Annotated in this window: 22 protein-coding genes; 16 read left to right on the top strand and 6 right to left on the bottom strand. The window is 65.4% G+C overall.

The features are described 5' to 3' along the window. Positions 1–6 precede the first annotated feature (6 nt). The 3 genes from ASPHE3_RS15840 to ASPHE3_RS15830 all read right to left on the bottom strand — a co-directional run bounded on the left by ASPHE3_RS15840 (position 7) and on the right by ASPHE3_RS15830 (position 2,297). Entirely contained in the window at positions 7–960 is a 954-nt protein-coding gene (locus tag ASPHE3_RS15840) for a 1,4-dihydroxy-2-naphthoyl-CoA synthase (protein ID WP_013602204.1), read from the bottom strand. 22 nt (positions 961–982) lie between these two features. After that, entirely contained in the window at positions 983–1,423 is a 441-nt protein-coding gene (locus ASPHE3_RS15835; RefSeq protein WP_013602203.1) for a VOC family protein, read from the bottom strand. 112 nt (positions 1,424–1,535) lie between these two features. After that, a complete protein-coding gene (locus ASPHE3_RS15830) occupies positions 1,536–2,297 on the bottom strand; it encodes a CPBP family intramembrane glutamic endopeptidase (protein WP_013602202.1) in 762 nt (253 codons plus the stop codon). A 124-nt stretch (positions 2,298–2,421) separates the two neighbouring features. Here ASPHE3_RS15830 and ASPHE3_RS15825 point away from each other — a divergent pair, with 124 nt between their 5' ends. The 10 genes from ASPHE3_RS15825 to ASPHE3_RS15780 all read left to right on the top strand — a co-directional run bounded on the left by ASPHE3_RS15825 (position 2,422) and on the right by ASPHE3_RS15780 (position 13,538). Further along, the gene (locus tag ASPHE3_RS15825; protein ID WP_041652278.1) at positions 2,422–3,399 is read left to right on the top strand and encodes a metal ABC transporter substrate-binding protein; all 978 of its coding nucleotides are present in this window, start codon (positions 2,422–2,424) and stop codon (positions 3,397–3,399) included. Continuing rightward, positions 3,396–4,139 carry a metal ABC transporter ATP-binding protein gene (locus tag ASPHE3_RS15820; RefSeq protein WP_013602200.1) on the top strand — a complete coding sequence of 248 codons (744 nt, stop codon included), beginning with the start codon at positions 3,396–3,398 and terminating at the stop codon, positions 4,137–4,139. Before ASPHE3_RS15825 ends, ASPHE3_RS15820 begins: the two co-directional genes overlap by 4 nt. 3 nt (positions 4,140–4,142) lie before the next feature. Beyond that, positions 4,143–5,018, top strand: coding sequence for a metal ABC transporter permease (locus tag ASPHE3_RS15815; RefSeq protein ID WP_013602199.1), 876 nt, complete (start codon positions 4,143–4,145; stop codon positions 5,016–5,018). 228 nt (positions 5,019–5,246) lie between these two features. Next, positions 5,247–5,594: a hypothetical protein gene (locus ASPHE3_RS15810; protein ID WP_013602198.1), complete on the top strand. Its 348-nt coding sequence runs from the start codon at positions 5,247–5,249 to the stop codon at positions 5,592–5,594. After that, the gene (gene nirB, locus ASPHE3_RS15805; protein ID WP_013602197.1) at positions 5,594–8,134 is read left to right on the top strand and encodes a nitrite reductase large subunit NirB; all 2,541 of its coding nucleotides are present in this window, start codon (positions 5,594–5,596) and stop codon (positions 8,132–8,134) included. The genes ASPHE3_RS15810 and nirB overlap by 1 nt, the downstream gene beginning before the upstream one ends. Beyond that, on the top strand, positions 8,131–8,454 hold the full coding sequence (locus ASPHE3_RS15800; RefSeq protein ID WP_013602196.1) for a Rieske (2Fe-2S) protein: 324 nt from the start codon (positions 8,131–8,133) through the stop codon (positions 8,452–8,454). Before nirB ends, ASPHE3_RS15800 begins: the two co-directional genes overlap by 4 nt. Positions 8,455–8,627: 173 nt before the next feature. Further along, positions 8,628–10,088 carry an amino acid permease gene (locus ASPHE3_RS15795; RefSeq protein ID WP_013602195.1) on the top strand — a complete coding sequence of 487 codons (1,461 nt, stop codon included), beginning with the start codon at positions 8,628–8,630 and terminating at the stop codon, positions 10,086–10,088. 233 nt (positions 10,089–10,321) lie between these two features. Further along, positions 10,322–11,392: a DNA polymerase IV gene (locus tag ASPHE3_RS15790; protein ID WP_013602194.1), complete on the top strand. Its 1,071-nt coding sequence runs from the start codon at positions 10,322–10,324 to the stop codon at positions 11,390–11,392. Between the two features lie 438 nt (positions 11,393–11,830). Continuing rightward, a complete protein-coding gene (locus ASPHE3_RS15785; RefSeq protein ID WP_254362902.1) occupies positions 11,831–12,640 on the top strand; it encodes a hypothetical protein in 810 nt (269 codons plus the stop codon). Between the two features lie 295 nt (positions 12,641–12,935). Then, positions 12,936–13,538 (top strand): hypothetical protein, encoded by a 603-nt coding sequence (locus ASPHE3_RS15780; RefSeq protein ID WP_041652277.1) that lies wholly within the window; start codon positions 12,936–12,938, stop codon positions 13,536–13,538. A gap of 134 nt (positions 13,539–13,672) precedes the next feature. Here ASPHE3_RS15780 and ASPHE3_RS15775 read toward each other — a convergent pair whose 3' ends face one another. Continuing rightward, positions 13,673–13,849, bottom strand: a complete 177-nt coding sequence (locus tag ASPHE3_RS15775; RefSeq protein ID WP_013602191.1) for a CsbD family protein — start codon at positions 13,847–13,849, stop codon at positions 13,673–13,675. 134 nt (positions 13,850–13,983) lie between these two features. Here ASPHE3_RS15775 and ASPHE3_RS15770 point away from each other — a divergent pair, with 134 nt between their 5' ends. From ASPHE3_RS15770 to ASPHE3_RS15750, 5 genes are all read left to right on the top strand, one after another. Beyond that, complete coding sequence (locus ASPHE3_RS15770; RefSeq protein ID WP_013602190.1) at positions 13,984–14,442, top strand: SRPBCC family protein; 459 nt, start codon at positions 13,984–13,986, stop codon at positions 14,440–14,442. After that, positions 14,442–15,119, top strand: coding sequence for a pentapeptide repeat-containing protein (locus ASPHE3_RS15765; RefSeq protein ID WP_013602189.1), 678 nt, complete (start codon positions 14,442–14,444; stop codon positions 15,117–15,119). Before ASPHE3_RS15770 ends, ASPHE3_RS15765 begins: the two co-directional genes overlap by 1 nt. A 126-nt stretch (positions 15,120–15,245) precedes the next feature. Further along, on the top strand, positions 15,246–16,472 hold the full coding sequence (locus ASPHE3_RS15760) for a thiolase family protein (RefSeq protein WP_013602188.1): 1,227 nt from the start codon (positions 15,246–15,248) through the stop codon (positions 16,470–16,472). Then, complete coding sequence (locus ASPHE3_RS15755; RefSeq protein ID WP_013602187.1) at positions 16,472–17,284, top strand: enoyl-CoA hydratase/isomerase family protein; 813 nt, start codon at positions 16,472–16,474, stop codon at positions 17,282–17,284. The genes ASPHE3_RS15760 and ASPHE3_RS15755 overlap by 1 nt, the downstream gene beginning before the upstream one ends. Next, positions 17,284–18,159 carry a 3-hydroxyacyl-CoA dehydrogenase family protein gene (locus tag ASPHE3_RS15750; protein WP_013602186.1) on the top strand — a complete coding sequence of 292 codons (876 nt, stop codon included), beginning with the start codon at positions 17,284–17,286 and terminating at the stop codon, positions 18,157–18,159. The genes ASPHE3_RS15755 and ASPHE3_RS15750 overlap by 1 nt, the downstream gene beginning before the upstream one ends. 18 nt (positions 18,160–18,177) lie before the next feature. Here ASPHE3_RS15750 and ASPHE3_RS15745 read toward each other — a convergent pair whose 3' ends face one another. After that, entirely contained in the window at positions 18,178–18,411 is a 234-nt protein-coding gene (locus tag ASPHE3_RS15745) for a DUF6480 family protein (RefSeq protein ID WP_013602185.1), read from the bottom strand. Positions 18,412–18,485: 74 nt separating this feature from the next. On the opposite strand from ASPHE3_RS15745, the gene ASPHE3_RS15740 reads away from it, so the two are divergent. Then, the gene (locus ASPHE3_RS15740; protein ID WP_013602184.1) at positions 18,486–19,094 is read left to right on the top strand and encodes a GNAT family N-acetyltransferase; all 609 of its coding nucleotides are present in this window, start codon (positions 18,486–18,488) and stop codon (positions 19,092–19,094) included. A gap of 14 nt (positions 19,095–19,108) precedes the next feature. Here ASPHE3_RS15740 and ASPHE3_RS15735 read toward each other — a convergent pair whose 3' ends face one another. Continuing rightward, positions 19,109–20,008 carry an SGNH/GDSL hydrolase family protein gene (locus tag ASPHE3_RS15735; RefSeq protein WP_041652274.1) on the bottom strand — a complete coding sequence of 300 codons (900 nt, stop codon included), beginning with the start codon at positions 20,006–20,008 and terminating at the stop codon, positions 19,109–19,111. Positions 20,009–20,060: the final 52 nt, after the last annotated feature.

Here is a 20,060-nt window from a genome sequence, read left to right as displayed (position 1 = left end):
TCCTGCCTAGAAGTAGTGCGGGAAAGTGGACCAGTCCGGTTCGCGTTTTTGCAGGAAGGCTTCCTTGCCCTCCACCGCCTCGTCAGTCATATAGGCCAGGCGTGTGGCCTCGCCGGCGAACACCTGTTGCCCGGCGAGCCCGTCGTCGGCCAGGTTGAACGCAAACTTCAGCATCCGGATCGCCTGGGGCGACTGGCGGGCGATATCCGCCGCGTACTCAAGGGCAACCTCCTCGAGGCGTTCGTGGTCCACGGCCTCGTTCACGGCGCCCATGCGGACCATGTCCTCGGCGGAATATTCGCGTGCCAGGAAGAAGATCTCCCGCGCTGCCTTCTGCCCGATCTGCCGTGCCAGCAGGGCCGAGCCGTAGCCGGCGTCGAAACTTCCCACCGTGGCGTCCGTCTGCTTGAACTTGCCGTGCTGCCGCGAGGCGATGGTCAGGTCCGCCACCACGTGCAGCGAGTGCCCGCCGCCGGCCGCCCAGCCGTTGACGACGGCGATGACCACTTTGGGCATGGTCCGCATCAGCCGCTGGACTTCCAGGATGTGGAGCCTGCCGGCGCGGGCGGGGTCGATGGTTTCCTGGGTCTCGCCGTCGGCATATTTATAGCCGTCCCGGCCGCGGATCCGCTGGTCCCCACCGGAGCAGAAGGAATGGCCGCCGTCCTTGGGGGAGGGGCCGTTGCCGGTGAGCAGGACGGTGGCCACGTCGGGGGACATCCGGGCGTGGTCCATGGCCCGGTACAGCTCATCCACTGTCCCCGGGCGGAAGGCATTGCGGACCTCGGGCCGGTTGAAGGCGATCCGTACCGTGGGCAGGTCGCGGACCCAGCCGCCGTCGGAATCCCGTTCCACCTGCCGGTGGTAGGTCATGTCCTGGAAGTCCTCGAATCCGGCCACTGTCCGCCAGCGGGTGGGGTCGAAGACGTCGGACACGGGGGCGGGAATCTGTTTGCTCACCGTCCAAGTCTAGTAATCGGCCTCAACTGATGCAGAACTCGTTCCCTTCCGGGTCCGCCATGGTGTGCCAGGAGTGGGGTCCCTGGCTGGCCGTCCACAGGAACGTGGCGCCGCGGGCCTCCAACTCCCGGCGGACCTCGTCCTTGTCCCGGCCGGCGAGGTTCACGTCCCAGTGGACCCGGTTCTTGATGGTCTTGTCCTCCGGTGCGGTCTGGAAGAGGAGCCGCCGGGCGGGGGCTTTTGTTTCCAGTTCCTCCGGCGGGCGGATGGCGCAGCCTTCGCGCCACACCAGCTTGCCCTTGTGGGTCATGGTCTGGTCCTCGGTGGCGAAGCCCTGCTCGATCATGGAGCGGATGAAGCCTTCATCCTGGGGTTCAACGGCCCATTGGAGCGTCTCAGCCCACCAGTCCGCGAGCTCGTGAGGCTTGCTGCAGTCGACGACGATCTGGATGTTCAGTCCCATCCCAGCAGGGTACGGGCGCCGGCGCCGATGCGGTAGGTCCGGAAACAACGCGGGGTCTGGTCACGGCGATAAACAGCGGATTATCGGGCCTGATATGACCACGCGCTGCCGCCTACGGCTGGACCTGCTGGAGCTGTTCGAAGACTTCCGGCGGAATGGCGTAGATGAACACCACGGCCAGCAGGTTCTTGGCGGCGTGCACGAAATAGGCGAACATCAGGTTCTTCCCGGTCCACACGTAGACGAAGACCAGGGTGGCGCCCATGGCCAGGTACGGGAGGAGCGCCGCGAACGTAATGGCCTCCTGGCCCACGATGTGCAGGGCCGCGAACAGGACCACGGACAGCGCGCAGCAGATCCAGATGTTCACCCGGCGGCTCATCTTGCCGATCAGCAGGTGGCGGAAGATGTACTCCTCCACGAATGGCCCCACAACCACCAGAAGCGGAACCATAAGCCAGGCCGGCACCTGCTGCATGAGCTCCTGCAGCCCTTCTTGGTTTGCCGAAGTCTGGGCCTCCCCGCTGGCCGCCACCACCACGGCCGTCAGGATCATCATGGCGATCACCGCCGCGGGAACCATCAGCAGGGTGAACCAGGGCCGGGTCGCGAGCACCTTGAGGTCCCGGCCCACCACCTTCCGGGCGGCCAGGAACGCCAATATGCCCACAGACGCATAGAAGAGGAGGTTCACCGCATAGGAAGCTGCGGCCGGAGTCGGGGCGATCTGGCGGAGGAAGGGTGCCAGGAGTTCTCCGGCCACGGCGAAGAACGCTGCAATGGCCACGTACAGGACGAGGGTTGCGCCGTCCAAGGGGGAGAAGCGGTACAGCTGCGGCTGCGGAGCGGGGGGTGTTCGGTGGGCGGTAGCCATGGCTTCAGCCTATCCCCCAACTAGGTAGCGCTAAGTGTCGTTTTGAGCCCCTAAAACGACACTTAGCGCTACCTGGTTGGGAGAGCGTTGCTGGCGGAAACGTGATTCCCGTAGAATCTTCGGTATGCCTAAATTTACTTTTCGGTGCGCCAAAGTAGCCGCCCGGAGCAACGCCCGGCGCATGGTGCGCTTTAGGGCAGCGGCCGTCGCCGCCGTCGTCCTTTCCCTGCTCTTGACCGCCTGCGGTGGCGGGGCCTCCGGCAACGGCGGGGACAACAAGAAAGTGGTGCTGACCACGTTCACGGTCCTGGCGGACATCGCGCGGAACGTCGCCGGGGACAAGCTCACCGTGGAGTCCATCACCAAGGCCGGCGCGGAGATCCATGGCTACGAACCCACGCCCGGCGACATCCGGAAGGCCTCCAAGGCCGACCTCATCCTAGACAACGGCCTCAACCTTGAGGCCTGGTTCGGCCAGTTCGTGGAAGGCCTGGATGTGCCCCACGCCGTAGTGAGCGAGGGGGTGGAGCCCATGCCCATCAGCGAGGACTCCTACCAGGGAAAGCCGAACCCGCACGCGTGGATGTCGCCGGTGAATGTGCAGGTCTATGTGGACAACATGGTCCGCGCCTTCACTGAACTCGATCCGGACAACGCCGCCGCCTTCAAGGCCAACGGGGATGCTTACAAAGCCGAGCTCCAGGCCGTGCAGGACCAGATGACCACCAGCCTGGCCGTGGTGCCTGAAGCCCAGCGCGCCCTGGTGACCTGCGAAGGTGCGTTCTCCTACCTGGCCCGTGACGCCGGGCTCAAGGAGGTCTACATCTGGGCAGTGAACGCGGAGCAGCAGGCCACGCCCCAGCAGATCACCCGGGCCATCGAGTACGTAAAGGCCAACAAAGTCCCGGCCGTCTTCTGTGAGTCCACTGTTTCCAACGCCCCCATGCAGCAGGTGTTGGAAGCCACGGGCGCACGCTTTGGCGGCACACTGTACGTGGACTCGCTGTCCGAGGCGGACGGGCCCGTGCCCACCTACCTGGACCTGATCCGGCACGACGCCGAGACCATCACCAAGGCGCTCACCGCGGGGGTTGGGCCATGACCTTCCCGGCCATCCTGGTGGACAACGTCACCGTCCACTACGGCGAAGTTCTGGCCCTGGACTCCGCGTCACTGTCCCTTGAGCCCGCGCGGATCTGTGGCCTGGTGGGCATGAACGGCTCCGGAAAGTCCACGCTGTTCAAGGTGATCATGGGCATGGTCAAGCCCGACGCCGGCACGGTGCGGATCGCAGGCCAGTCACCTTCCAGGGCGCGCAGGGAAGGGGGCATCGGCTATGTGCCGCAGAGTGAGGAAGTGGACTGGCAGTTCCCGCTGTCCGTGCGCGACGTGGTGATGATGGGCCGGTACGGCCACCAGGGCTTCACGCGCCGGGCGTCGAAGGCGGACCGGGCTGCCGTGGACGAGGCACTGGACCGGGTGGAACTTGGCGACTATGCCGGCCGGCAGATCGGCCAACTCTCCGGCGGGCAGAAGAAGCGGGCCTTCGTTGCCCGCGGGATAGCCCAGGGCGCCACCACCATGCTGCTGGACGAACCCTTCGCCGGGGTGGACAAACGGTCCGAGGCCACCATCACCCGGCTCCTGCGGGAGCTGGCGTCCGACGGGTGCACCATCCTGGTATCCACCCATGACCTGCACGCGCTCCCGCAGCTCTGCGACGAGGCGGTGCTGCTGATGCACCGGGTCCTCATGCACGGCCCGCCGCACGTGGTGCTGCAGCCCGAAAACCTGGCCATGGCATTCGGCCTGGACGTGCTCAACCGGGAAGGGCGGAACTGACCCGTGGAATTCCTCCTCGAGCCCCTCAGCTACGACTTCATGGTCCGGGCCATCGTCACCACGGCGCTCGCCGCCGTCGTCTGCGCCGTCCTGAGCTGCTGGCTGGTGCTGATTGGCTGGTCCCTCATGGGCGACGCCGTCTCCCACGCGGTGCTGCCCGGCGTCGTCCTGGCCTACATTGTGGGCGCCCCCTTCGCGCTCGGCGCCCTGGTGTTCGCGCTGATCGCCGTGACCCTGATCGGGGTGGTCCGCAATACCAGCCGGGTCAAGGAGGACGCCGCGATCGGCATCGTGTTCTCCTCGCTCTTTGCCCTGGGCCTGGTGCTGATCTCCGTGACGCCCAGCCAGACGGACCTGAACCACATTATCTTCGGCAACCTGCTGGGCGTCAGTGAATCCGACCTGATCCAGGTGCTGGTGCTGGGGGTGGTGGCTTTCGTCATCCTGATCCTCAAGCGCCGCGACCTTACCCTCTACGCCTTCGACCCCACCCATGCCCACGCCATCGGCCTGTCACCGCGCAGGCTCGGGGCGCTGCTGCTGGGGCTGCTGGCCCTGACATCGGTGGTGGCCCTGCAGACCGTGGGCGTGGTCCTGGTGGTGGCCATGCTCATCATCCCGGGCGCCACGGCCTACCTGCTCACAGACCGGTTTTCCCGCATGCTGTTGATCGCCCCCGTGGTCTCGGCCCTGTGCTCCATTACCGGCATCTACGTCAGCTACTACCTCGACACGGCCTCCGGCGCCATGGTTGTACTCACACAGGGAATCGTGTTCGCCGCCGTCTACCTCTTCAGCCCGCGGCAGGGGCTGATCGGAACCCGGCTGGCGAAAGTCCGGCGCAAAAAGGCGGCGGCGCTCGCGGCGGTACCGGGGTAATCCCGACCGGAATGCGTCACTTTAGGCCTCGCCGTGCCGCAGTTGGCCCGGATTGGCGGGGTCTGCTCCCGTCGGGCAGGGCATAAGTGACGCATTTGGGGCAGCACCAGGCCCGGGAAACGGTGAGATTTGCGTTAAGCAGTCTTTACCGGGGGACCGGCGGCCGGAAACATCGGCGGCGGAAGATGGGGCCATGCCCGTCTTTCCGCCGGCCGAAAGGACTTGTCCGTGATCACCAGGAACGTTTTTATGCAGGGCATCTACCACTTCCAGGGCGTCGGGATGGAAAAGCCGGTGCCCCTGCACAGCGAGCTCACCCACTATGTCCCAGACGGCGTCATCAACCAGGCGCTGTACTTCCGCGGCGGCAATTCCAGCAGTGAACTGATTGCGGTGGTCCTCATGCGCAACGGCGTTCCCATGCGCTACTTTCCCATCGGGGCCAGAAGTGAGGTCCACGTTCCGCTGCGGGTGGTGGAGGATATCGACGGCGGCACGGCCATCGAGCTGTACGTGGCCGCACCGGAGGGCGTCCACGGGTCCGTGGTGATCGACCTGGGCATGGTGGAACACTGATGGCCAGCGTGGCGGAGCGGGTGCAGGTGCGTCCGCAGGCCCGGGAGCGGACGCGGCCCGGAAGGCGGGACGACCGCCGTCGGCTGGTGGTGGTCGGCAACGGCATGGCCGGCGCGCGGGCAGTGGAGGAAATCCTGGCGCGCGGGGGCGCGGAGCAGTTCAGCATCACCATGCTCGGCGACGAACCTTACGGAAACTACAACCGGATCATGCTCAGCCACGTCCTGTCCGGCGAGGAGAGCGACGCCAACATCTTCCTCAATCCGCTGTCCTGGTACGAGGACAACAGCATCACCCTGCACGCCGGGGTGAGGGCGGAAAGGATCGACCGCTTCGCCCGGCACGTCTTTTCCAGCGACGGGCGGGTGACGCCCTACGACACTTTGATCATTGCCACGGGAAGCCGCCCCCACCTCCCGCCCATGGACGGGCTCCACACCCCCGCAGGGTCCGTGAAACCGGGGATTTTCGGGTTCCGGACCATCGACGACACCCGCAGGATGGTTGCCTACGCGCAGCACGAGCACCACCGGCACGCCGTGGTCATCGGCGGCGGCCTGCTGGGCCTTGAGGCCGCCGCCGGCCTGCGCCGCTACGGGCTGGGCGTGGACGTGGTCCACTCCGGCGGACACCTGATGAGCACGCAGATGGGGCCCGACGGCGGCGCGGTGCTGCGCAGGAGCGTGGAGGCACTGGGCGTCGGGGTACTGACCGGCAGCCGCACCACAGCCGTGCTCGGCACGGACAGGGTGGCCGGCGTCAGGCTCCGCGACAGGCCGGACATTGCCTGCGACATGGTGGTCATGGCGGCCGGAATCCGCCCCAACGTGGACCTGGCGGTCCTGAGCGGACTGCCGGTGGAGCGGGCGATTGTGGTGGACGACAGCATGCGGGTCCAGGACGAGGACCACATCTATGCCGTGGGGGAGTGCGTCCAGCACCGCGGCCAGGTCTACGGCCTGGTGGCACCGCTCTGGGAGCAGGCAGCGGTGCTGGCCAGCCAGGTCACCGGCACTGACACCGGGGCCGCGTATCTGGGAACGCGCACGGCCACCAAACTGAAAGTGGCCGGCGTCGAGGTTGCCTCCATGGGCCTGCAGGGGCCCGAGCTCGATACGGACGAACACATCGTCTTCTCCGAGCCAAGCCGCGGAGTCTTCAAGTCCATCGTGATCCGCGACAACAAGATGGTGGGCGCCACGCTGCTGGGCGACAGCCGGAAGGTGGCCTACCTGACCCAGGCCTATGACCGCGGGCTGCCGCTGCCCGAGGAGCGGATCGGGCTGATGTTCGATCTCGGCGCCCCATCGGAGGAAGCCGGAGTGGCGGAGCTCGACGACGACGCACAGGTGTGCAACTGCAACGGCGTCAGCAAGAAGGACCTGGTGGACGCGGTGAAGGGCGGGTGCACCTCGGTACCCGGGGCCATGGACGCCACGCGGGCCGGCAAAGGCTGTGGCTCCTGCAAGCTCCTGGTGCGGCAAGTGGTGGAATGGGCGGCGGAGGGTGCGGTGGAAGAAGATCCGGCCGCCGCGTACTACGTGCCTGGCATTCCCCTGGACAAACAGGCCCTGATGGGGGAAATCCGGACACGCGGCCTCCGGTCCGTGTCGGCGGTGTTCCAAGCGCTGGCCCCGGGCGGCGTGGAGGACGCGAAATCCAAGATGGGCCTGGCCTCGCTGCTGAAAATGATGCTGGCGGACCAGTACATCGACGAACGCGATGCCCGCTTCATCAACGACCGGGTGCACGCCAACATCCAGCGGGACGGCACCTTCTCCGTGGTGCCGCAGATGAAGGGCGGTGTGACGTCCGTCCAGCAGCTGCGCCGGATCGCGGACGTGGCTGAAAAGCACAAGGTCCCGCTGATCAAGCTCACCGGCGGGCAGCGCATCGACCTGTTGGGAATCCGCAAGGAGGACCTCCCGCAGGTGTGGGCGGACCTGGACATGCCCTCCGGCTACGCCTACGGCAAGAGCTTCCGCACAGTGAAGACCTGCGTCGGCAAGGACTTCTGCCGCTACGGCACCGGCGACTCCACCAGGCTGGGCATTGAGATCGAGTCCCGGTTCCAGGGACTTGAGGCTCCTGCCAAGCTGAAGCTCGCCGTCTCCGGGTGCCCGCGAAACTGCGCCGAGTCGCTGGTGAAGGACGTGGGCGTGGTGGCCGTGGAGGGCGGCCGGTGGGAGATCTACATCGGGGGAGCGGCGGGTGCCCACATCCGCAAGGGCGATCTCCTGGTCACCGTTGACGATCCGGAAGAAGTGAAGGTCCTCGCCGGGCGCTTTATGCAGTACTACCGCGAACACGCCAACTGGCTGGAGCGGACCTACGCTTTTGTGCCCCGGATGGGCATCCAGCATCTCCGCGCAGTGATCGTGCAGGACGCAGAGGGGATCGCAGCCCGGCTCGATGCTGCCGTGCAGTCTTCCGTGGACAGCCACGTGGATCCGTGGCGGGAACGCGATGACCCGCAGACCCCGGGCCAGTTCCGCACCTCGCTGCCGCTGACTGTCCTTCCGCAGGTGCCGGTCCGATGAACGGCGTCCGGGTGCACGTCCTGGGCCCACTGGACCAGATCCCGCCCGGTGAAGGGCGGGCCTTCGGCATCGACGGGGAGCAGGTAGCGGTCTTCCGGCTGCGGGACGGGTCCCTGCGGGCCGTGTCCGGCGTCTGCCCCCACCGGGGCGGACCAATCGCTGACGGGACCATTGACCAGAAGGTGGTGATCTGCCCGCTGCACCAGCACGCCTTCGACCTGGCGACCGGCTGCTCCACCACAGGGGCAGAACCGCTGCAAAGCTACCGGATCAGCGTGGACGGCGGGCAGAACCTGGTGCTGGAGACCGGGCGGTTGTAGTGCGCGTCACGTAGCACTCCGGCGCGTCTTGTAGGATGGATGAGCCGCGTGAAGCTTCGGCTGTCCGAGGAATTGCGCTCACAATCGTCAGCCTGGATGGGCTTTGACCGAATTTGTGAGCTGCGTTACTCGTACCCCGGATGCGGCCAACCCCCAACCCACAAGGAATCGTTGTGCCTCAAAGTACCCCCACAGAACTCAAGAGCCAGACGCCGCCATCCTCCGTCGTCGACTCGACCCTCAGCGCCGAGGGCTACAAAAAATCCCTGAGCGGGCGCCAGGTCACCATGATCGCCATGGGCGGCGCCATCGGCGTCGGCCTGTTCATGGGCGCCGGCGGCCGCCTCGCCTCCACCGGCCCTGCCCTGATCTTCTCCTACGCCATTGCCGGCGTCATCGCCTACCTGCTGATGCGCGCCCTCGGCGAACTCATCATGTACCGCCAGACGTCCGGTTCCTTCGTCAGCTACGCCGGCGAAATGTTCGGCAAAAAGGGCGCCTACCTGTCCGGCTGGATGTACTTCATCAACTGGGCCATGACCGGCATCGCCGAGCTCATTGCGATTGGGCTGTACTTCCAGTTCTTCTTCCCCAACGTGCCGGTGGAACTCTCGGCCATCGCGGCACTGCTGCTGCTCGTCGGCGTCAACCTCCTCAGCGTCAAGGCATTCGGCGAGTTCGAGTTCTGGGCCTCCTGCCTCAAGGTGGGCGCGATTGTGATCTTCCTGGCGGTGGGCACGTTCATGGTGGTCACCAACGCTCAGGTGGGTGACGGCAATGCGTCCGTCAGCAACCTCTTCGCAGCCGAGGGCGGCATGTTCCCCAAGGGTGCCCTGGTGATGATCCTGGTCCTGAACGCCGTCATCTTCGCATACAACGGCATCGAACTCGTCGGCATCACTGCCGGCGAAATGCAGGACCCCGCCAAGGAGGTTCCCAAGGCGATCCGCGCCGTGGTCTTCCGCATCGTGGTGTTCTACGTCGGATCCGTCACCCTCCTGGCCATGCTGTTGCCGTCCGACCAGTACGTGGCCGGCACCTCGCCGTTCGTCACCGTGTTCGGCCAGATGGGCCTCGGCTGGATGGGCGACGCCATGAACATGATCGTCATTACCGCCGCGCTGTCCTCCTGCAACTCCGGCCTGTACTCGATCGGCCGCATCTTCCGGACCATGGCCAACAACGGGCACGCACCGGAATGGCTGACCAGGATGTCCAAGAACCACGTGCCGTACGCCGCTATCCTGGCCATCGGCGCCGTCTACCTTGTGGGCATCATGCTTAACATCTGGCTCGGCGGCTCGCACGCCTTCGACCTGGCGCTGAACTCGGCGTCCATCGGCGTGATCTTCACCTGGGGCGCCATCTTCGCCAGCCAGATCGCACTGCGGAAGAAGAAGGGCAGGGTCTCCTCCCTGCCCGCACCCGGCGGCGTCGCCAGCAGCTGGGCCGGCCTGGTTGCCCTGCTCGCCATCACGGTGCTGATTGGTTTCGACACCATGACCAGCAAGACGGGCGAGGTGTTCCACCTGGGCCTCTGGACCCTGGCCACCATCCCGTTCTTCGCCCTGGTCCTGTGGCTGGGCTGGCAGAAGGTCCGCAACAACGAACCGAAGAACGAGCTGTACAGCTAGTTCCACCCAAGCAGTACGTACGACGGCGGGACGCCCCTGGGGGCGGGCCCGCCGTCGGCCTTTCCCGTGTGCGTTCCTGCCCACTTAGTCGCTACGGCGCGGGCCCGGGGAGCCCCATGCCGCGGCTGCGCCTGGCTCGCGCCGGGAGTAACTGGGCAGGAACGCCTAAAAGTTCCGGTGCCTGCTGCTTCGCATGCTTGGCGGCGCGCCCACGCCGGGGCAGACTAAGGCGTGTGGACGAACCGTGGGTGCTGCATGTGGACCTGGACCAGTTCATCGCCGCCGTCGAAGTGCTCCGCCGGCCCGAACTTGCGGGTAAAGCGGTGATTGTTGGCGGCCGCGGTGATCCCACCGAGCGGGCGGTGGTGTCCACGGCGTCCTACGAGGCCCGGGCCTACGGCGTCGGCTCCGGGATGCCGCTGCGCATCGCCGCACGGAAAGTGCCGGACGCCGTCATCCTGCCCGTAGACCACGAGGCCTACCTCGCTGCCTCCGAAGAAGTCATGTCTGTGCTGCGCGCCCAGCCGGCCGCCACGGTGCAGGTACTGGGCTGGGATGAGGCGTTTGTTGGCGTGCGGACGGAAAATCCTGAAGCCTACGCGCTGCGGCTTCAGCAGGCCGTCCTTGCGCAGACCCGGCTGCACTGCAGCGTGGGCATCGGTGACACGCTGGTCCGGGCCAAGGTAGCCACGACCTTCGGCAAACCCGCCGGCGTCTTCCGGCTGACGGAAAGCAACTGGCTGGAGGTGATGGGGGAGCGGCCCACCATTGAACTGTGGGGTGTGGGAGTCAGGGTGTCGGCCCGCCTGGCCAAGCTCGGAATAGAAACGGTGGCCCAGCTCGCGGCGTCCAACCCTGATGACCTGGTTCCCGAATTCGGCCCGAAGATGGGCCCCTGGTATGCGCAGCTTGGCCGGGGCGACGGTGCGCGGGTGGTTGATGACACACCCTGGGTGGCGCGGGGGCACAGCCGTGAGACTACCTTCCAGCAGGACCTGACGGAACCCGGGCAGGTTGACGACGCCGTCAGGGAGTTGGCTGCACACGTCCTGGCGGACGTTGCGGCCGAAGGGCGTCCGGTGGTCGGGCTGACGTTGAAGGTCCGTTACGCCCCCTTCACCACCAAGACCTATGCCCGGAAGATTCCCGAGACGGCGGACCCCGAGGAAGTGCTCGCGCGCACCCTGGACCTGGTTGGCAAGATCGAGCCCGGCCGCGCCATCCGGCTCCTCGGCCTGCGGGCCGAAATGACCATGCCCGAAGACTCCCGGCAGGGGCACACCCCAACCCGCAGCGGATGGTGACGGGCGTGGTGCCGCTGAAATAGCGGCTACGCCGGTTCGGAGAATCTAGTCCGCAGATTCCGCTGGCTGGCAGGTCCTTAGCCTCTTATGACTCGGCGTTCACGTCCATAGCATGAGCGATGAGAGGCGCCCTTCGGGCAGCTTTTGGAAGAAGATGAGAGGGAATCAATGTGCTCTGACCGGAAGCTTGTCTCTCGAAGCATTCTTATGCTTTCCGCGGCACTGGCCCTGCTCCTTGGGGGTTGTGCGCAAGGTGGCACACCTTCGTCCCCAACAAAGTCAGCGTCATCTGAACCAACGCAGTCCCCCTCAACGGTGTCCGGCAGCCCGGCCTGTGACCTGATCACCCCGGACATCGCCGCGAAGATCGATCCTGAGCTGGCCCAGATGGGCCCGGGGGGCAAACCGGCAGGGAGCCCGGCATACTTGTGCAGCTACATGAGTAAATCGAGCAAGAGCCGGGCTCTCTCCGTCTCGCTGGCATCGCCGGCCTCGGCTGCGGAGATCGCCGAAACGAAAAAGACTCCGGACTGCTCAGCAGTGGATGGCATCGGTGACTTCGCATGCATGCAGTGGACGGGCTGGTTCCGCGGCGAGCCGGGTGGGGCATCAGCAAACACGGTGCTCAAGGCTGTCCGGGGCAACGAGTCCCTTGACCTGCGCATAGTCGACTCCCCGGAGTTCCCGGTACCGGACGGTGACGCCACGGCCCTCGCGCTTGCCCAGGCACTTGTCGAGGGCGGGTGGGGCAACGGGGCAGAGCTCCGTGTTCCGCCTGCGCCGTCTGTCGGTCCGCAGACTGAGACAAACAGCCCCGTTTGTGCCCTGGTCAGCGCCGATGCGCTCAAGCAGGCGTTTGGTGCCACAACCCAGGCGCAGGTTCTCCCGGGTGAGGGCAACTGCCGATACCTGTTTAGCGCACTGGGAACTCCTGGGCCGGACTCGCTTAAATTCGCCATCGAGCTCCATCAGGGCGGTGCGTCCGCGCTCTCAGGGCCTTTGCCGCCGGACGGCCAAAGCATCGAAGGTGTTGGCGATAAAGCTGTCCTGGTTATCCGGTCAGATCCCGGCGGACCAAAAGCGCTACGGCCGCCAAGCGATGTACCGGTCACGTACATGTCACTGATGGTGACCCGCGGCCAGAACATGGCCATATTCGTCGCAGAGATCCTGATCTCACCAGCTGGGCCCACGGAAGAGCAGGTCAAGGAACAGTTCGTCACGCTGGTCAAGGGGATCGACTTCTGACCCAGCCCATGCACGCCGCCCCAACAAACTCTTCGCGGAACGAATCGGAGGAGGACCCTGATGCATCCAGAAGCCGGAAGATGCGTGAAGATGCAGCCTTCCCCGGGCCGCGTCCGTCGGTCCGCCGCAGTGATTGCTGGACTGCTGTTCCTCACGGCATGCGGACCGGGTGAGCCACCTGGCACCACAGCGCCCAGCGACGCCAGCAGCACGACTGCACCTTCCAGTGCTACCGCTTCGCCGTCGGCTGACGCTACTGCCACGCCGCAGGAGGTCTTTTAGGGACCAGGAGCTCATGGCAATCAGCAGCAAGGTGCTGGAGCCGCACGGCGGAAGAGTGGGAGACACAGCCATGGCCCGAAAGTCTTATGCCTTAATGACCCAGCCGCCAGCGTCTGCTTCACCTTCGTCCATCCTGGGCCCTACCGAACCGGCTGAATGCAACGTCTTCCATAGGTCCTGGCAACACGAGGCGCAATTGGATCCCTCCATGGGCTTCGCGGTGGCGGAGATTTTTGACGTTGGCGCTCATGGCACCGGAATGATCCTCTTCGATGTAAGAAGCGCTCCCAGGGAGAGGCTCGCCAAAGCCGACTTTGATTACAGCCAGGAGCTGATGGTTCGCTGTGCCACGTTCGACCAAACGGTCTCCGGAGCCACCGGACCCCAGAAGATGACGATCCAGCTTCTTCCGGGTCCGGACATCGGGGAGAAGGCCTATGTAACCAAGGAATCCTTTGGCGGGAACGCTACTGGGGTCGGGCTCCGCGTCCTGGCCGGAACGGTGTCTTTGGACATGGGCGCAAACACGGGCATGGCGATTAGTGCGGAGGAGGCTCTGAACCTGATGTCGCAGGTCGCGAAAGAGTTTGTCGACGAGGTGGAGAATTCGCTCTAGCTCGAAGCAGTTCGGCGGGCCCCGGGATTCTTCTTCGTCGGGCGGACAAACAGAACGGCGGCGGAATCCCTTGGGATCCGCCGCCGTTTCGCTCTGTCACAGCCTGCCCGTGAGGGCTGCTGCCGCAGGAGAGGCTAGTCGCGCTTGAACTCGTCCTTCACGCTTTCGCCCACCTTCTTGGCGTCTGCCTTGACCTGGTCGGTCTGGCCTTCAGCCTTCAGCCGGTCATTGTCGGTGGCATTGCCGGTTGCTTCCTTGGCCTTGCCGCCGATGTCTTCTGCTGCGTTACTGATCTTGTCTCCGAGGCCCATGGTGGTGGCCTCCTTTCGTTTCCATTGATCAAACAGTGCATTTTCACCCTAACACGAAGCATGCTTACTAATTCAAGCCGTCCCGGACCGCCTGGATCCTGTCCGATGTCGGTGCCCCGGGCTAGGCTCAAACAATGGACCACAGCACCAGCCTCACGCAGCACATCAAAGCAACTCCGGAGAAAGTCTGGTCCGTCATCACGGACATTCCGGGTTCGGCGGCCACGCTGTCCGGGGTGGACTCCGTCCAGTTGCTGACGGACGGCCCCTATGGCGAAGGTACCCGTTGGAAGGAAACCAGGAAGATGATGGGCAGATCCGAGACGGTGGAGATGTGGGTGGCCGAAGCCGAGCCGAACCGCAGCACCACGGTCAAGGCTCTGCAGGGCGGTGCGGACTACACCACCCGTTTCACCCTGGCGCCCAGGGACGGCGGCACGGACCTCACCCTCACCTTCGGCGCGGAGGTCCTCAAGCCCACGGTAGGCGGCCGTATCCTGATGCTGCTCTTCGGCAGGATGGGCATGGCTGCCACCCGCAAGGCCCTCGCCAAGGATCTTGCTGAGATAGCGGCCAAGGCCGAAACGCTCTAATGGGCGCCCGTGTCCCGGGGAGCGGCAGGCCGGACGCCGCGGCGCCCCGGTTGGTGCCCGTGCTGCTTCAGGACCTCGTGGACGTGGATGAGCCCCACTTTCAGAGGGGTGAAAGGTACGACGGCGAGCGGTACAGCCGCGTCCGCGCCGACGGGTTGGACCTGGGCGGCACCGACTTTGCTGAGTGCGTGTTCCAGGGCGCCTCGTTCAATGAGGCCCAGCTCCGCGGGTCCACCTTCCGGGACTGCATTCTCGCAGAGCTGTACGCACCGGTTTTCCGGGCGGCGCGCTCCACCTGGAAGGAGGTGGAGCTCCGGAATCCCCGACTGGGCTCGGCTGAGCTGTATGAGAGCGGTTGGCAGTCCGTCCATATCGACGGCGGCAAGGTGGACTTCCTCAACCTGCGCGGCGCCAAGCTCACCGACGTCCTGGTCACCGGCTGCATCATCAACGAGCTCGATCTCGGCTCCGCCACGGCAACCCGGGTGGTCTTGAAGGACTGCACCATCGGCTCCCTGGACGTCAGCGGTGCCAAGCTCAAGGACTTCGATCTTCGCGGCAGCGAGTTTCGCGGCCTGAGCGGCCTCGGCAGCATGGCCGGCGCCGTCATTGACGAGTACCAGTTGGGGCTGCTGGCGCCGCTGCTGGCAGCTCACCTCGGAGTGACGGTCCGCTAGTCCCCAAACGCAGGGCGGTATCCACAAAAGACCGCTCCCGTGTACTATTTACAGAACGAACGGTCGGTAAGTGGGGCGCTGCCGGCCGCCGATGACAGTGCCGTTTATCGCGTGAAGGGTGTTTCCATGGCTGCAACCGCAGGTCCGCAGGCTTTCCTTGTTGGCGGGGTCCGAACGCCAGTGGGCAAATACGGCGGGGCGCTCTCGTCAGTCCGTCCCGACGACCTCGCAGCCCTGGTGCTCCGCGAGGCCGTGCAGCGTGCGGGCCTGGATCCGGACAGCATCGACGAAGTCATCCTGGGCAACGCCAACGGTGCCGGGGAAGAGAACCGCAACGTGGCCCGCATGGCTACACTCCTGGCGGGTCTTCCCCTCCATATTCCAGGCATCACCGTGAACCGCTTGTGCTCATCAGGATTGAGCGCCATCATCCAGGCCAGCCACATGATCAAGGCCGGCGCGGCTGACATCGTGATCGCGGGCGGGGTGGAGTCCATGAGCCGGGCCCCCTGGGTCCAGGAGAAGCCCGCCGCCGCCTTCGCCAAACCGGGCCAGATCTTTGACACCTCCATCGGCTGGCGGTTCACCAATCCCCACTTCCAGCACGGCGCCCTGTCCCGGGACGGCAAGATGACCTACTCGATGCCGGAAACCGCTGAAGAAGTGGCCCGCGTTGACAGTATTTCCCGCGACGACGCCGACGCTTTCGCCGTCCGCTCGCACCAGCGTGCCCTGGACGCGATAGCAGCCGGAAGGTTCAAGGACGAGATCGTTCCCGTCACCGTGAAGAGCCGGAAGTCCGAGACCGTGGTGGACACGGACGAAGGACCCCGAGCAGACACCAGCATGGACGTCCTCGCCGGGCTCAAGCCCGTCACCCACGGCGGATCCGTGGTCACCGCCGGCAACTCCTCCTCCCTCAACGACGGAGCGTCGGCCATTATCGTGGCATCGGAAGCGGCCATCGAGCGGCTGGGCCTGACGCCCCGTGCGCGGATCATCGACGGCGCCTCCGCAGGCTGCGAGCCTGAGATTATGGGGATCGGCCCCGTTCCTGCCACGCAGAAGGTCCTCAAGCGGAGCGGCCTCAGCGTCGGTGACCTGGACGCCGTCGAACTCAATGAAGCCTTTGCCACGCAGTCCCTTGCCTGCATCCGGCGCCTTGGGCTGGAGCCGGACATCGTGAACAACGACGGCGGCGCGATCGCCCTGGGGCATCCGCTGGGTTCCAGCGGGGCACGGATCGCCATCACCCTGCTGGGCCGGATGGAGCGTGAGGACGCCAAGGTGGGCCTGGCCACCATGTGCATTGGCGTGGGGCAGGGCACCGCCATGCTGCTGGAGAAGGTCTGATGCCGGGCGCCGTCGACCTGGCCGCCGAGAAGTTCCACGCCCTCCTGGTGGAGGAGCGCAGCGACCGGGTGGTGGTGCTGCTGAACCGGCCGGAGGTGCGCAACGCCATCGACCAGCAAATGGTGGACGAACTGCACGTGGTCTGCACCGCCCTGGAGCAGAACCCCAAGGTGCTGATCATCGCCGGGGCGGACGGTGTATTCGCCTCGGGGGCGGACATCGGGCAGCTGCGCGAGCGGCGCCGGGACGACGCCCTGCAAGGCATCAATTCCACCATCTTCGTCCGGATCGCCAAACTGCCCATGCCCGTGATTGCCGCCCTGGACGGGTACTGCCTGGGCGGCGGCGCCGAGCTCGCCTATGCAGCCGACTTCAGGATCGCGACGCCAGGTGTTCGGATCGGCAACCCGGAAACAGGGCTGGGCATCCTCGCCGCCGCCGGCGCCAGCTGGCGGCTCAAGGAACTGGTGGGGGAGCCCGTGGCCAAACAGATCCTGCTCGCCGGCAAGGTCCTCGGCGCCGACGAGGCCCTGGCCGTCAACCTCATCACCGAGATCCATGCCCCAGCGGAGCTTCTGGATGCGGCGCACAACCTGGCGGACAGGATCGGGCGGCAGGATCCCCTGGCTGTACGGATCACCAAGTCCGTGTTCCACGCACCGGCAGAGGCGCATCCGCTGATCGACCAGCTGGCCCAGGGCATCCTCTTCGAATCCGAGGCCAAGTTCCACCGGATGCAGCAGTTCCTGGACAGAAACGCTGCCAAGAAGGCCGACAGGAAAGCCGACACCGAGACCGGAGAGAAGAACTGATGAACCTACCGAAACCTGCCGCCGGCCTGCCAGCACGCGTAGGTGTCCTGGGCGGCGGACGCATGGGTGCCGGCATCGCCCACGCCTTCTTGGTCAAGGGCGCCGATGTACTGGTGGTGGAGCGGGACGACCAGTCTGCGGAAGCGGCCCGGGAACGGGTTGAATCCGCCGCTGCCAAGAGCATTGAGCGCGGAATGACGGACGCCAACCTGGACGAGATGGTGTCCCGGCTGGCCGTCGGCGTGGACTATGACGCGTTCGCGGACCGTCAGCTCGTGGTGGAGGCCGTCCCCGAGGACTGGGACCTGAAAGTCACCTCGCTGCGGGGCATCGAGGAGCGGCTGGGCCACGACGCATTCCTTGCCTCCAACACGTCCTCGCTTTCCGTCAACGGCCTGGCCGGGGAGCTGAAGCGGCCGGAGAACTTCCTGGGACTGCATTTCTTCAACCCCGTACCGGCGTCCACGCTCATCGAAGTGGTGCTGGGCGAGCGCACGTCTCCCGAGCTCGCTGCCGCCGCGAAAGGGTGGGTGGAGGCACTCGGCAAGACCGCCGTCGTCGTGAATGATGCTCCCGGATTTGCCTCCTCCCGGCTGGGCGTAGCCATTGCCCTGGAGGCCATGCGCATGGTGGAGGAGGGGGTGGCGTCCGCGGAGGACATCGATGCTGCCATGGTCCTGGGCTACAAGCACCCCACCGGCCCGCTGCGGACCACGGATATCGTGGGCCTGGATGTCCGCCTGGGGATCGCGGAATACCTGCACTCGACCCTCGGCGAGCGTTTTGCCCCGCCCCGGATCCTTCGGGACAAAGTGGCCCGGGGAGAACTGGGACGCAAGACCGGTAAGGGCTTTTTTGACTGGCCCGGCCAGTAAGGGGGCCAGCAGGGCGGGCTAGTCGAAGAACCCGACGATGTAGCCGACGAAATATAGGAGCGAGAGCAGGACTACCGCCGCGATGATGGCGATCCAGAAGACCTGGGTGCTTTTCTTCGTGCCGTGTTCGTCGTGCCCCTGCGTGGTGGTGGTGGAGGCTTCCCCTGGGGGCGTTTCCCCTGGCGGAACCCCGCCGCCCGGCTCCAGGCCTGTGATCTTGTCTTCTTCCGGATCCGGATTGCTTCCTGACACAATGACTCCCTAGCTCGCCGTCCTGGTGCTTTCCCAGCCTAACCGGCCCTTCTTGTTGGACCTAGGCTGGTGCAGTGACTTTCCTAGAACCCCTTACCCTCACCGGGCGGCACGTAATCCTGGAACCACTGTCCGGTGAGCATCACGACGCACTTGTGGACGCTTCCCGGGACGGCGAGCTGTGGCGGCTTTGGTACACATCTGTGCCGTCGCCCGAGGAGATGGCAGCCGAGATCCAGCGGCGGCTCGCGTTGCAGGAGCAGGGGTCCATGCTGCCCTTTACCACCCGGCTGATCGATCCCGCCACCGGTGGCCCCGGCCGGGTCATCGGGATGACCACCTACATGAATATCGACGCCGGGACGCCCCGCCTGGAGATCGGCTCCACCTGGAATGCGGCTTCTGCGCAGGGAACAGGGACCAACGCCGACTCAAAGCTGCTGCTCCTGCGCCATGCGTTTGAGGTGCTTGGCTGCCCGGCGGTGGAGTTCCGGACCCACTGGCTCAACCACCAGTCGAGGGCGGCCATCGAGCGGCTTGGCGCCAAACAGGACGGCATCCTTCGCAGCCACTCCCGCACCCGGGACGGACTCCTGCGGGACACCGTGGTGTTCTCCATCCTTGAGCACGAATGGCCCATGGTCCGGGCGGGCCTGGAGTACAGGCTCGCCCGGCGCGGGTGAAGCCGTTGTCCTAGTTATCGTCGTGCCAGTTGTCCGGGCTTGACTGCGGCGAGAAGTCCGGCGGCATAGGCGCGATGGCCTTCGGGCGTGGGGTGGAAGTTGTAGTCTGCTGTGAAGTCCGTTGGGGATAGCTGCAGCCACGGATCTGAGGAGTTCACTTCGTGCCCGGCGAACCGTCCGGTCACATCGACATACTGCACGTCGGCGGCGGCGGCCGCGTTTGCAATAGTGGAGTTCACGACCAGCGTGGCCTGATTGATGAGCATTTGTTTGGCCGCTGGAAGGGGAGCAAATGAGCTATTGGGATCAAACAGAAGCGGGTAGCCCAGCGCAGTGATTTGCGAATTTGGGGCAACTGCACGAATGGTCCTGTAGGTTTGCACGAGACCCCCAGTTAGCAGCGCGAGGGAGTCACCTGAAGTGGCCTGAGCCACTGCTCCCTGGCATTCAATGTCGCTATAGAAGGCGCACACGCCCAGGACGTAGGCAAAACCAAGGTCGTTGGCTCCTGCAGTTATGGACACAAGGTCAGTGTCTCCGGAAAGGCGTCCGTCCATTACAAGCGAGTCGATCTGCTCGTGCACGGTCGGCGTCAAAAGCACCTGGTCATAAAAAGGGCTGAATCGGGAAAGCACAGCGCCATGACATGCCGCGTTGGCGGCCAGGTTCACGTTGCCCGTCTTCGCCACATTGTTTACATATCCCGGAGTGCTCTGCCAGCAGTCAACTCCAAGTGGCCGTTCTGCCGCGCCTGCACCAGTCCCGGCCGTGTAGGAGTCGCCCAGCGCCACGTATTCAGCTTTGGTCTGGGGTGCCGCATCCGCGGGAATTGCTGTAAAGCCCATCGCCATGACAAGGCTGGCGAGGCCCGCTGCAAAAGCCGAGTGACGCCGTCGTGCTGCTGTTTGTCTCAAGATAATTCTCCTTTGAATGTCCGCACTGAAATCGGTACCGTCACCGTACTCC

This window comes from Pseudarthrobacter phenanthrenivorans Sphe3 (assembly GCF_000189535.1).
Lineage (GTDB): Bacteria > Actinomycetota > Actinomycetes > Actinomycetales > Micrococcaceae > Arthrobacter > Arthrobacter phenanthrenivorans.
The sequence above is the reverse complement of the archived record's forward strand: the minus strand, read 5'-3'. Positions and strand labels throughout refer to the sequence as shown.